The 12922-nt window shown below is 75.8% G+C and carries 9 protein-coding genes and 1 pseudogene; 3 read left to right on the forward strand and 7 right to left on the reverse strand.

Features of this window, described 5'->3' with window-relative positions; translation table 11 throughout:
• Positions 1-18: 18 nt before the first annotated feature.
• Together BM093_RS02915 and BM093_RS02920 are read right to left on the reverse strand one after the other, a co-directional pair.
• On the reverse strand, positions 19-990 hold the full coding sequence (locus BM093_RS02915) for an ABC transporter substrate-binding protein (protein ID WP_093336782.1): 972 nt from the start codon (positions 988-990) through the stop codon (positions 19-21).
• 38 nt (positions 991-1028) lie between these two features.
• A complete protein-coding gene (locus tag BM093_RS02920; protein ID WP_093336784.1) occupies positions 1029-4652 on the reverse strand; it encodes an ABC transporter ATP-binding protein in 3624 nt (1207 codons plus the stop codon).
• A gap of 136 nt (positions 4653-4788) precedes the next feature.
• On the opposite strand from BM093_RS02920, the gene BM093_RS02925 reads away from it, so the two are divergent.
• Positions 4789-6345, forward strand: a complete 1557-nt coding sequence (locus tag BM093_RS02925; protein WP_093336786.1) for a serine/threonine-protein kinase — start codon at positions 4789-4791, stop codon at positions 6343-6345.
• A 7-nt stretch (positions 6346-6352) separates the two neighbouring features.
• Here the strand turns inward: BM093_RS02925 and BM093_RS02930 are convergent, their stop codons facing one another.
• Both BM093_RS02930 and BM093_RS02935 read right to left on the reverse strand, forming a co-directional pair.
• Complete coding sequence (locus BM093_RS02930) at positions 6353-6991, reverse strand: class I SAM-dependent DNA methyltransferase (RefSeq protein WP_245773264.1); 639 nt, start codon at positions 6989-6991, stop codon at positions 6353-6355.
• A 22-nt stretch (positions 6992-7013) separates the two neighbouring features.
• Positions 7014-7898: an RNA polymerase sigma-70 factor gene (locus tag BM093_RS02935; protein WP_093336789.1), complete on the reverse strand. Its 885-nt coding sequence runs from the start codon at positions 7896-7898 to the stop codon at positions 7014-7016.
• Between the two features lie 169 nt (positions 7899-8067).
• On the opposite strand from BM093_RS02935, the gene BM093_RS02940 reads away from it, so the two are divergent.
• Complete coding sequence (locus BM093_RS02940; protein ID WP_245773265.1) at positions 8068-8556, forward strand: carboxymuconolactone decarboxylase family protein; 489 nt, start codon at positions 8068-8070, stop codon at positions 8554-8556.
• Between the two features lie 39 nt (positions 8557-8595).
• On the opposite strand, the gene BM093_RS36955 is transcribed toward BM093_RS02940, so the two are convergent.
• From BM093_RS36955 to ilvD, 3 genes and pseudogenes are all read right to left on the reverse strand, one after another.
• Entirely contained in the window at positions 8596-9576 is a 981-nt protein-coding gene (locus BM093_RS36955; RefSeq protein WP_245773291.1) for an ACT domain-containing protein, read from the reverse strand.
• A gap of 24 nt (positions 9577-9600) precedes the next feature.
• Positions 9601-10326 (reverse strand): annotated as a pseudogene (locus tag BM093_RS36960) (maleate cis-trans isomerase family protein); the annotation flags it as partial.
• 220 nt (positions 10327-10546) lie between these two features.
• Positions 10547-12235: a dihydroxy-acid dehydratase gene (gene ilvD, locus BM093_RS02950; protein WP_093336793.1), complete on the reverse strand. Its 1689-nt coding sequence runs from the start codon at positions 12233-12235 to the stop codon at positions 10547-10549.
• 172 nt (positions 12236-12407) lie between these two features.
• On the opposite strand from ilvD, the gene BM093_RS02955 reads away from it, so the two are divergent.
• Positions 12408-12917, forward strand: coding sequence for a L,D-transpeptidase (locus BM093_RS02955; protein WP_093336795.1), 510 nt, complete (start codon positions 12408-12410; stop codon positions 12915-12917).
• Positions 12918-12922: the final 5 nt, after the last annotated feature.

The following is a 12922-nucleotide window of genomic DNA, read 5'->3' on the forward strand; positions in this document are numbered from 1 at the left end:
CGTAACGGCGGAGCCGGTTCATCCGGCGGCGGCCGGCAGCGGCTCCAGCTGCTCGAGCCCCCAGCGCAGGCTCAGCGCCGACGGCGTCCGCAACGCGGTCGCGGTGATCATGTCGAGGGTCCGCACCGACCCGAGCCCGGCCACCCGCGGGTCGGCCCCGAACGACTCGGCGAGCTCCGGCGAGGGCGCGACGACCAGCACCAGGTCCGCGGCGAGGTCGCCGAGCTGCTCGGTGCTCACCGCCGCGATGCCCGCGCCGGGCGCCGACTCGGGCCGCCCGGCGACGGCGTCGGGCAGGCCCAGGCCCAGCTCGCCGAACAGCACGCTCAGGTGGTCGGCCCCGGAGACCACGGTGCCGAGCGTGGTCGGCGACTGCAGCACCGAGAAGGTGAACGTCCGGCCGCGCAGGCCGGGGTGGCGGTCCCCGAACGCGGCGATCGCGGCGGTGGTCTCCCCGATCGCGGTGCCGGCCGCGTCGCCACGCCCGAGGGCCGTCCCGACGGCGGCGGTCAGGTCCTGCCAGCGGTCGGTGGTGGGCGAGCCCAGGTGCGCCACGACCGGGGCGATCCGGGTCAGCGCCTGGTAGGTCTGCGGGGTCAGCATCGCCCCGGTGCCCAGCACCAGGTCCGGGCGGGCGGCCGCGACGGCCTCCACGTCGACCGAGAAGTCCGGGTTGCCGGGGATCGCGGTGACCTCCGGCCCGAGCCGGCCCGCCTGCCACGGCAGCTCCGGCCCGGGTGCGTAGAACGAGGTGACCACTGCGACCGGGGTGACGCCGAGCGCCAGCGCGGCGTCGGTGTCGCCCGAGCTGAGTGTGACGACCCGGGCGGGGGCGGCCGGGATCTCCGCGGCACCGAGTGCGTGCGCGACGGTGACGGGGTACCCGGCCCCGGCCGGGGCCGGCGCGGGGTCGTCGACGGTCTGCGCGCCGCAGGCCGTGACCAGCAACAGCGCCGCGGCCAGGGTGGAGGCCAGGAGCGGGCGGATCATCGTTGTCTCCTCGGGGACATGGATCAGGACGTGGGGGTTCAGGACGCCGCGGCGGGGACGGCGGACGCCGCGAGCAGGCGCCGGTAGACCGGGCTGGACGCGACGAGCTCGTCGTGGGTGCCCGCGGCGTCGACCCGGCCGTCGTCGAGCACGACGATCCGGTCGGCGTCGCGGATCGTGGACAGCCGGTGCGCGACGACGATCACGGTCCGGCCGCGCGCGAGCCGGGACAACGCCCGCTGGATCCGCACCTCGGTCTCGGCGTCGACCGAGGCGACCGCCTCGTCGAGGACCAGGACAGGGGCGTCCGCGAGCAGGGCGCGGGCGATGGAGAGCCGCTGGCGCTGGCCGCCGGACAGGTCCGCGCCACCCTCGCCGATCACCGTGCCGGCGCCGTGCGGGAGCCGGTCGACGAACTCGGTGCACTGCGCCGCGTCGAGCGCCTCGGCGACCTCGGCGTCGGTGGCGTCCGGCCGGCCGAGCGCGACGTTGTCCCGGATCGTCCCGGGGAACAGGTAGACGTCCTGGAACACGGTGGTCACCAGCGCCGCGACGCCGGCCGACCCGAGGTCGCGGACGTCGGCGCCGCCGAGCAGCACTGCACCGGAGTCGACGTCCCAGAACCGGGCGACCAGGTTCGCGACGGTGCTCTTGCCCGCCCCGGACGGGCCGACCAGCGCGGTCACCGCACCCGCCTCGGCCCGCAGCGAGACGCCGTCGAGACCGCCGGTACCGGCGCCGTAGCGGAACCCGGCCGCGCGCAGCTCGACGTCCGCGCCGTGGGGCACCGCGGGGATCCCGGGCTCGCGCAGCACCGGCTCCTCCCAGATCGTGGCGATCCGCCGGGCGATCTGCTGCTGGGTCCGGCGGTAGCCGGTCAGCGCGGCCAGCTCACCGAGCGGCTGGTAGAGCACCAGGAACAGCAGCAGTGTGGCCGCCGGGATCGCGCCCGCCCCGTACAGCCCGGCCCCGACGACGATCAGCGCGACCAGGCCGAGCTCGAGGGCCACCGACCCGAGCGCGACCGCGGGCAGGGCACGCACCGACATCGCCACGCTCGCCGAGCGCAGCTCCTCCACGGCCGCGCCGTAGCGTCCCGCGATCGCCGAACCGGGGTAGGCGCGCAGCACGGGCGAGCCCTGCACGTGGTCGAGCAGCCGGCTGGTGGCGCGGGCCCGGGCCTCGCCCATCGGCGCCATCACCCGGCGGAAGGCGCGGTCGCTCAGCACGGTGCACAGCACGAACAGGGGGACCCCGGCCAGGGTCGCCAGCGCGAGCCGCCAGTCGATCACCAGCAGCACGACGGCGGCGTAGAGCGGAGTGAGCAGTGCCCCGGCGATCTGCTGCGGCGTGTTCTGGAAGTCGATCATGACGGTGTCGTCGGTGACGGTGGTGGCGATCCGGCCGGTGTCGAGACGGTCCAGCGCACCCAGCGGCACCGCCCGCAACCGTTCGAGCATCGACAGCTGCAGGTCGACCTTCGCCCGGGTCGCGATCCGCCAGACCACCTGGTTGGCCGCGTTGCTCGCGAACACCCGCCCGACGAGCAGCACCGCGAGCACGCCGGTCACCGCCCCGACGAACTGCGTGGTCACGGACCCCTCGACCGCGGCCACGAGCACGAGGTAGACGGCGGCGACCGGCGCGCCGCGGAACAGCCCCTCCAGCACGAGCCTGCCGAGCCCGCGCCGGCGCAGCCGTGGCCACCAGCGGCCGAGCAGGGCCGTCCACTGCCGCCCGAAATCCAGCCCGCCCAGGCCCGGCCGGACGATCGACGCGGCCGCGGCCGCCCACGCCGGCCCGTCCGGATCCCCCGACTCGAGCGGGGCGGGCGCGGGCGCCGCGGCGCGGCCCGCCGGGGCGGGCGCGGTGCGCGGGACCGGGGCCACCTCCCCACCGCCCTGCAGGGCCCAGCCCGCGCCCTCGGTGAAGGCGGTCCACAGTGCCCGGTAGCGCGGCGAGCCGGCCAGCAGCTCGGTGTGCGTGCCGGAGGCCGCGACCGCACCGTCGTCGACCACGACGACCCGGTCGGCGTCGACGACGGTGTCCAGCCGGTGCGCGATCACCAGCACGGTGCGGCCACGGGCGAGCTCGCGCACCGCGGCGGTGGTCGCGGCCTGGTTCTCGGCGTCGAGGAACGCGGTCGCCTCGTCGAGCAGCACCACCGGGGACGCCTTGAGCAGCGCACGGGCCACCGAGATCCGCTGGCGCTGCCCGCCGGAGAGCCGGCCCCCGGCCGCACCGAGCACGGTGTCCCAGCCGTCGGGCAGGGTGTCGGCGAACTCGTCCACCCGGGCCCGGCGCCCGGCCTCGTCGACCTCGGCGTCCGAGGCGTCCGGGCGGCCGATCCGGATGTTCTCGCGCACCGAGGCGTCGAAGACGTGGTCGTCCTGGGCCACCACCGACACGATGCGGCCGAGCTCGTCCGGGGCGATGTCGCGCACGTCCACGCCGCCGATCCGGACCGCACCGGTGTCGACGTCGGCGAACCGGGCCACCAGCCGGGCCAGGGTGGACTTGCCCGCTCCGGTCGGACCGACCAGGGCGAGCACCCGCCCGGCCGGCACGTGCAGGTCGACGCCGGACAGCACCGGGCGCTGCGGGTCGTAGCCGAACCCGACGCCGGAGAAGGTGACGTCGAGCCCGTCCGGGCCGGGCCGCGGGACGCGCGGGCGGGCCGGGGCGGGCAGGTCCGGCTCGGCGAGCAGGGCCGCGACGCCCGCCGAGGCCGTCTGCACCCGCTGGCCGAGGGTGGCCAGCGTGCCGACGAACGCCAGCAGGGGCGTCGCGTACCCCAGCCCGAGCAGCAGGAACAGGGTGAGCGTCGCGACGTCGACCCCGCCGCCGGCGACGCCGAGGCCCGCGGCCGGGATCAGCAGCGCGACCGGGAGCCCGAACGCGGCCGTCATCATCGCGACCAGCCAGCGGGCCGGGCTGCGCAGCGGCGCGTCACCGGCCCGCACCGCCCGGTCCAGGATGCCGATCAGCTGCTCGTCGGCGCCGCCGGCCCGGCGGAACGTGCGGACCACCTTCATCCCGCGCAGGTACGAGAGCACCGCGACGTTCATCTCGGCCAGCGAGGCCGCCTGCTCGTGGCTCGACGCCCGCGCCATCGCCGAGGCCACCCCGCCGATCACGAGCACGACGAGCAGCGCCAGCAGCGCGAGCAGCCCCAGCCGCCAGTCGACGGCGAGCAGCAGCGCGGTCGTCGCGACCGGTACGGCAGCCGCGGCGGCGACGTCCGGGACGCCGTGCGCGAGCGCCTCCTCCAGCTGCTCGACGTCGTCGTGCAGGGTCTTCTTGAGCTCCCCCGCCGACCGGCCGGTCACCCGGCTCAGCGGGATCCGGTCGAACCGGCCCACCAGGGCCCGGCGCAGGTCGGCCAGTGCCGCATAGGCGGCGATGTGCGCGACGTGCCCCGACGCGGCCCCGGCCACCGCCTTGACCAGCAGTGCCGCGGCCGTCCACCCGGCGATCGCGGCCACGGCCCCGGTGTCGGGGCTCGTACCCCCGAACGGCTCGACCGCGACCAGGTAGACGGCGACGTAGGGCGCGAGCCCCGCACCCGCGGAGACGACGGAGAGCACGGCGGCGACCGCCAGGGCGGGGCGCCGTCGCCGGAGCACGGCTCCGATCGACGGGGGCGGGACCTCGGAACGCATGCGGTGACTCTGGCCGCCCCGGCGCCATAAAGTCAACAAGGATGAACTTAATTACTCGCGCCCGGGTTCCACGAGTCGTCCCCGATGCCCGCTCCCGGGTGGTATCAACACGATCGGGGTGGCGGGAGGGGGCGGCATGCCGGGTGCGGGCGCGGGCGGGGATCTGCCGGTCGGGGCGGAGTTCGGCGACTACGAGATACGGGGGCGGCTCGGCGCGGGCGGGATGGGCGTGGTGTTCCGTGCCTACGACCGCCGGCACGGCGGCGAGGTGGCGCTCAAGGTGCTGCCCGCGCACCTCGCCGACGACCGGGTCACCGTCGAACGGTTCCGCCGGGAGGCGCGGGCCGCGTTCGAGCTGCGGGACCCGCACGTCGTCCCGGTGCACGGCTTCGGCGAGACCGACGGCCGGCTGCACCTGGCGATGCGACTGATCGACGGCGAGGACCTCGCGCGGCTGCTGGCCCGCCGGGCCCCGCTGCCACCGCGGCGGGCCGCGGGGATCCTCCGGCAGGCGGCGCACGCGCTGGACGCCGCGCACGCCGCCGGCATGGTGCACCGGGACGTCAAACCGGCGAACCTGCTGGTCGTCGAGGCGCGCGACGACTTCACCTACCTCGTCGACTTCGGCATCGCCCGGGCACTCGGCCCCGACCCGGACACCGCGCTCACCGAGACCGGTGCCACCGTCGGCACGCTCGCCTACCTCGCCCCGGAGCGGCTGCAGGACTCCCTCGGCCCGGTCGACGGCCGCGCCGACGTCTACTCGCTGACCTGCGTGCTGGTCGAGATGCTCACCGGGCGGCCCCCGTTCACCGCGGCGGAGCCGGCCGCCGTGCTCTCGGCACACCTGCTGTCCCCGCCGCCGCGGGTGAGCGCCCGGGTGCCCGGGCTGGACCCCGCCTGGGACGACGTCGTCGCGCGCGGGCTGGCGAAGCGCCCGGACGACCGGTTCTCCGGTGCCGGGGAGCTCGCCGCCGCGGTGGCGCGGGTCGCCGACCGGGAGCCGCGGCCGACCCGGGAGCAGACGCGCCCGGCACCGGCGCTCGAGCTCCCCGGCGGTGACCGGCCGGACCCGGGCCCGCGTTCGCGCGGGCTGCTCCTCGCGATCGGTGCCGTGGCCGTCACCGCGGCCGTGCTGGTCGGGGTCGTCTGGGCGGTCCTGCCCGGCCGCGGGGCGGGGCCGGGGATCGCGGTGCCGACGCTGCCGCCGGCGAGCACCGTCGCCGCCCCACCGACCGGCAGCCCGACCGGCGGCAGCCCCTCCACCGACGGCACAGCCACGGCGGGTGGTGGTGGCACGCTCCAGCCCGCGGGCGGCGCACCGGGCGCGACCGGCCCCACGTTCGACCCGCTGGTGGGCGACGGCGACCTGGGGCTGGCCGCCCCGATCACCCGGCTCGCCTGCACCGGCGACGACGTCGTGGTCGTCGGCGCCGGGGTGGACCCGGCGCGCTATCCGCAGGACGTCGTGGAGCACCTGGCGAAGCACCCCGGCGCGCGCTACCTGCGCTCGCTGGGCGGCTGCGGCTCGTTCCGGCCGCGGACCCCGACCGGTGAGCTGATCTACGTCGTGTACCTGGGGCCGTTCACCGACCGTGGGCGGGCCTGTGCCGCCCTCGCCGCGGCCGGTGGCGACTCCTACCTGCAGCCGCTGGGCGCCGCGCCCAGCGTGCCCGGCGGACCGGGCTGCTGAGACCCGGTCAGCGGCGCCGGTGCAGGGCGACGAGGTAGTCGCCGCCGGTGTAGGGGTCGCGCTGCCAGGTGGCCCACCGCTGCTCCGGGACCAGGCCCGCGTCGGCGCACCAGCCGTCGTACTCGTCGGGGGTGGGCCAGCCCGGCTGCAGCGTGAACCCGGCCAGCAGCAGCCCGCCCGGGCGCAGGTGCCGGGCGCATCCGGCGACCACACCGGACCGGTCGGTCGCGTACGGGATCACGTTGCCCGCCAGCACGACCAGCCCGAACCGCTCGGGCAGGTCGAGGTGTTCGAGGCCGCAGACCTCCCAGCGCAGCCCGGGTGCCTTGGCCCGCGCCGCGGAGATCATGTCCGGGTCCGGGTCCACCCCGGTCACGGCGATCCCGCGCCGGTCGAGCTCGATCGCGACCCGGCCGGTGCCGCAGCCGCCGTCGAGCACGGGGCCCTCGGGGTCTTCGGTCAGCAGGGCCTGCGCGAGGCCGGCCTCGCCGTGCGGGTCGTGGCCCGCCTCGGCCATCGCCGCCCACCGCGCGTCGTAGGCGTCGAGGTCGACCCGCGACTTCCAGGACTCCCAGTCGGCGGGCAGGTTCTGTGGGTTCTGTGGGTTCGGTGGATTCGGCGGGTTCGTCGGCAGCTCGTCCGGCACGGTCGTGCAGCGTAGTGCCGGTCTACCGCCGCAGGGCGACCGTCTGCTCCATCCCGGTGAGCTTGGCGGGGTTGCGCACGGCGTAGAGCCCGCTGACCCGGCCCCCGTCGACCCGCAGCGTCAGCACGGTGTCGAGCTCCCCGTCGATCCGCAGGACCACCGCCGGACGCCCGTTCACCTCGGCCGTGGACAGCGTGCCCGCGCCGGCGAGCCGGGACACCCCGCCGACCAGCACGCGCGCCACCCGGTCGGCTCCGGTGACCGGCCGCGGGAGGGCCTGCTTCACGCCGCCACCGTCACCGACCAAGACCACCTCCGGTGCCAGTACGTCGAGCAGCCCCTGCAGGTCGCCGGTCTCCACCGCGCGCCGGAACGCCGCGGTCGCGGACCGGGCCTCCTCGGTCGAGGCCGTGCCGTGCGGGCGGCAGGCCACGACGTGCGCCCGCGCCCGGTGCGCGATCTGACGGACGGCGGTGGCGGTGCGACCGACCGCGGCGGCGATCTCGTCGTGGCCGAGGTCGAACACCTCGCGCAGCACGAACACCGCCCGCTCGATCGGCGCGAGGGACTCCAGCACCAGCAGCATCGCCGTCGAGACGCTCTCCGCGAGCTCGACGTCGTCGGCCACGTCGGCGGTGGTCAGCAGCGGCTCGGGCAGCCAGGAGCCGACGTAGGTCTCCCGGCGGCGGCCGAGCGTGCGCAACCGGGTGAGCGCCTGGCGGGTGGTGATCCGGACCAGGTAGGCCCGCCGCTCGCGCACCGCCGCGAGGTCCACACCGGACCAGCGCAGCCATGTCTCCTGCACCACGTCCTCGGCGTCGGCGGCCGAACCGAGCATCTCGTAGGCGACGGTGAACAGCAGGTTGCGGTGCTCGACGAACGCCGCAGTGTGCCCCTGCATCGGCATGCCGGCTCCTCTCGTCCGGACGGCTCGACCATCCGACGCCGGCCGCGCCCGGTCCGTGACACCGGGGCCGGGTGTCCTGCGTCACAGCACGAGGGTGTCACGCGGAACGGGCCGGCGGAGTCCCCTGACCGTCCGCACGACCACCCGGAACGAGATCACGGAGGACCAGATGACGGACACCCGGTTCGACCTGTTCGGCAACGACGTCGCCGCCCGGTTCGCCACCCGCTTCGCCGGCGCGGCGCGAGTCGTCGCCCAGTCCCCGCTGCCGCCCGCGACCGCCGAGCTGGTGTCGTTGCGCGCCAGCCAGATCAACGGCTGCGGGTTCTGCACCGACATGCACACCACGGAGGCGACGGCGGCCGGGGAGAGTGCCGTGCGGCTGCACCTGGTCGCGGCCTGGCGCGACGCGACCGTGTTCACCGAGGCCGAGCGCGCGGCCCTCGCCCTGGCCGAGGAGGGCACCCGGCTCGCCGACGCCCACACCGGGGTGTCCGACGCGACCTGGGCGCGGGTGCGCGAGCACTACGACGACGACCAGGTCGCCGCGCTGCTGTGCCTCGTCGCGCTGATCAACGCGGCGAACCGGCTCAACGTGATCGCGCGGACCCCGGCGGGGTCCTACCGGCCGGGCATGTTCGCCGCCGCGCAGCAGTGACTCCGCCGGTGCACCCGGCGCCCGGGGCGCCGTCGGGCCTCACGCGGCCCCGGCGGCCCCCGGGGCGGTGACGGCGTGGACGAGCTTGCGCCGCAGCCAGCCGGCCAGCCGCTGCCCCCGGTACGCCGGGTGCACCAGCACGATCGGCTCCGGCCCGGCGTCCGGGCCCGGCTCCCCGGCCGCGGCCAGTGAGCCCGCGGCGACCACGACGCCGTCGGCAGTGCGCACCACCAGGCTGCCGCCGCCGGGCGGGACCAGCAGCGCCCGCAGGTCCGCCGCCGCCCACTCCACATCGGACGGTGTGCGATCCGGGAGCGCCGCCACGCAGGCCCGCAGCAGCACGTCCAGCTCGGCCGTCTCCTCGCCGGTGCCCGGGGTCGCGACCAGCTCGTCGCCGCCGGGCAGCAGGACCTCGTGGCCGACCCGGCCCGGCGGCACGGCTGCGGCCCGCACGAAGGCCTCCGCCCGGGCCCGCTCGGTGACGGTGAACGGGGCCCACGCGCGCCGGGCCACCATCGGCGGCTCCTGCGGCGACGGCAGGACGAACACGTGCTCGTCGTCGAGCTCCGGGCCGGTCGGGGCGACGTCGACCTCGTCGGCGTGCAGCAGCGCGGCCAGCCCCTCGACCAGCTCCGCCGGGCCCTGCCCGCGGCACCCGGCGAGCAGGTCCAGCGCCCGGGTGGGCGCGTCGACCAGCTCGTGCGGGTCGGCCGCGACCACGCGCACGGCGTCCGGCCCGGCGCTGTTCAGCGCGCTCCGCACGACGGCGACGAGCCGGTCCGGGGTGAGCGTCCCGCCGACCAGCATCTCGTCGACCACCGAGCGGGAGTCCTGCCCGTGCACCGACAGCGACAGGATGTTGGCGCCCGCGTCGGCGACGGCGGTGGTCAGCCGGGCGAGCGCGCCGGACTCGTCGGGCAGCTGGACCCGCACCTTGTACAGCGACGGCAGGACGGGCTCGTCCCCGTCGCCGGGGGCCGCCGCCAGGTCGGTCGTGGTCTCGGTGACCACCCGCAGCACCGGCCGGTCGCCGGGCGCCCGGCACTCGATCAGCGCCTGACCCGGGCCGACGGCGGTCAGCCCGACCGCGCCGAGCGCGGCCCACATCGTGACCTGGTTCGCGGTCAGGACCGGCTTGCCGAGCTCGCGCTCCAGCTCGGCGATCACGTCGTAGGTGGGCAGGTTGGTGCAGGAGACGAACACCGCCTCCGCGTCGGGGTGGTCGGCCGCCCGCACCGCGCGCACCACCTCGTCCGGCGAGACGTGCCAGATGTGGCCGAGCAGGCCGAGCCCGTGCCGACTCACGGTGTCGACGCCGTGCGCGGCCAGGAAGCCCTCGAGCTTGGCGGTCAGGTCGGCGACGTACGGCGTCGCCAGGGCGAGCCGGTCGACACCGAGCGCGGTGCACGCCGCGACCAGCGATCCGGCGGTCGTGACCGCCTGCGGCGCACCGGCCTCGCGGATCACCTCGCGCAGCGCCCGCTCGCCCTCGGCGCCACCGACGAAACTGCCGGACGTGCACGAGTACGCCACCACGCCCGGGGCGGGCTCCAGCACGTTCTGCACGGCCGTGCGCACGATCTCCGGGGCCGAGACCAGGCGCGCCTGACCGGCGTCGGCCGGGGCCACGACGTACGGGGTGCGGGTCACGTGCAGCGAGACGGGCTCGGGGACCCATCGCCACATCTCCCGGTCCTGGGCGAAGTCGTAGGGCACCACGACGCCGATGCCCGGCACACCGGGGGGATCCAGGAACTGCTCACCGTTCATGCCGGCCTCCACACCGCACAGGGATCATCACCCGCCGGTTCCACAGGAGGTCACGGCGGGTCTCACAGGGGTCGGGACGCCCGCCGGAGGCCGTGGGTACCGTCTTCCCGCCAGTATCCGCGCGACAACACACGCCTGGCCGGAGAAGAGGCGTTCTTGCCCATTCTCGATCGTCCCGACGGCAGGGTGCCATCCCACCGTCGCGGCGCGCAACAGCCGATCAGACGCAGACCGCCCCGTCGGCCGCGGACGACACGAGCCTGGCGTATTTCCCCAGCACACCGCGCCGGTTGGTCGGCTCCGGGCGCACCCATTCCGCGCGCCGGCGAGCCAACTCGTCGTCGGTGACGCCGAGGTCGAGCGTGCGTGCCCGCATGTCCAGGGTGATCGGGTCGCCGTCGCGGACCAGCGCGATCGGACCACCGTCGGCGGCCTCGGGCGCGACGTGCCCGACGCACAGCCCGGTCGTCGCCCCGGAGAACCGGCCGTCGGTCACCAGCAGCACGTCCTTGCCGAGCCCGGCACCCTTGATCCGCCCGGTGACCGCCAGCATCTCGCGCATCCCGGGACCGCCTCGCGGGCCCTCGTACCGGATCAGCACGATGGTGCCGGGCTCGATCTCACCGTTGTCGACGGCGTCGAGCGCGCCCTGCTCGCCGTCGAACACCCGGGCGGTGCCGGTGAACGTCGCCGCGTCGAAGCCGGCGGACTTGACCACCGCCCCCTCCGGCGCCAGCGAGCCCCGCAGGATCGTGATGCCGCCGGTCGGGTGGATCGGGTCGGCCAGGTCGTGGACGACGCTGCCGTCGAGCCCCGGCGGGTCGAGCTCGGCGAGGTTCTCGGCGACGGTCTTCCCGGTGACGGTGAGCGCGTCGCCGTGGATCAGCCCGGCGTCGAGCAGCGCCTTCATCACCACCGGGATCCCGCCGACCTGGTCGACGGCGTACATGAGGTGGCGCCCGAACGGCTTGACGTCGGCCAGGTGCGGGACCCGGTCGCCGACCCGGTTGAAGTCGTCGAGGTTCAGCTCGACGCCGGCCTCGCGGGCGATCGCGAGCAGGTGCAGCACCGCGTTGGTGGAGCCGCCGAACGCCATGACCACGGCGATGGCGTTCTCGAAGGCCTCCCGGGTCAGGATCGACCGCGCGGTCAGCCCCTGCTCGATCATGCCGACCGACGCCTCCCCCGAGGCCCGGGCGACACCGTCCCGGCGGCGGTCGACGGCGGGCGGGCTGGCCGAGCCTGGCAGCGCCATCCCGAGCGCCTCGGCCGCGGCCGCCATCGTGTTCGCGGTGTAGAACCCGCCGCACGCGCCCTCACCGGGGCACATCGCCCGTTCCAGCGCGTCGACCTCCTCGGTGCTGATCAGGCCGCGGGCGCACGCGCCGATCGCCTCGAACGCGTCACCGATGTTGACCTCGCGGTCGTCGACCCGCCCCGGCATGATCGATCCCGCGTAGACGAAGACCCCGGCGAGGTCGAGCCGGGCCGCGCCCATCAGCATGCCGGGCAGCGACTTGTCGCACCCCGCGAGCAGCACGGTGCCGTCCAGCCGCTCGGCCTCGACGACCGTCTCCACCGAGTCGGCGATGATCTCGCGGCTGACCAGTGAGTAGTGCATCCCGCGGTGCCCCATGGAGATCGCGTCGGAGACCGAGATCGTGCCGAACTCCAGCGGGTAGCCGCCGGCGGCGTGCACGCCCTCCTTGGCCGCCATCGCGAGCCGTTGCAGCGACAGGTTGCAGGGGGTGATCTCGTTCCAGGAGGACGCGATCCCGATCTGCGGCTTGGCGAAGTCGTCGTCGCGCATCCCGACGGCGCGCAGCATCGACCGGGCTGCGGTCGCGCCGAGCCCGTCGGTGACCTGGTGGCTGCGCGGCTTGCGGGTGGTCGGTGGGGTGGTGGTCATGACGCGCTCCTCGTGTCCGGGCGGCCGGGCCGCCCGATCCTCTCGCAGATCAGCGATCGGGGCCGGTTGCCCGGCGACACGAATCCCCCGTTCAGCCGTAACCGTCGCGGTCCGTAACCGTTGATCTTTCAGCAGGCCTGTTGTTCACCCGGGAGAGGACGACGTCACCACCATGGCGCACACGAACGACCCGACGCCCCGCACGACGCGTGGCACCCGCCGGTCCCGCCGGCGACGCACCCTGGCCGGCACCGCGGCCGTGCTGCTGATCGGGCTGGGCTCGGCGGGGACCGCGCTCGCGGCGTCGTCCGAGGAGTCCGAGAAGTCCGACGAGACGCCCTGCTCGGCCGCCGCGCGGGCGTGCGTGGACCTGGAGAGCGACCAGGCCTGGCTGATGGAGGACGGCCGGGTCACCCTCGGGCCGGTGCCGATCAGCCACGGCGGGAAGGGCACCGAGACCCCGACCGGTGACTTCGCCGTCTACGCCAAGGAGAAGGACCACTTCTCGGCGGAGTTCGACGGCGCGCCGATGCCCTGGTCGGTGTTCTTCGCACCGGGCGGGATCGCCTTCCACGAGGGCGACCGGGACGCGGCCTCGGCCGGCTGCGTGCGGCTGAAGAGCGCGGACGCGTCGGTCTTCTTCGGCAACCTGGCGATGAACGACCGGGTCGAGGTCCGGTAGGCCCG

It is taken from the genome of Pseudonocardia ammonioxydans, assembly GCF_900115005.1.
In the GTDB taxonomy this organism is placed as follows: Bacteria; Actinomycetota; Actinomycetes; order Mycobacteriales; family Pseudonocardiaceae; genus Pseudonocardia; species Pseudonocardia ammonioxydans.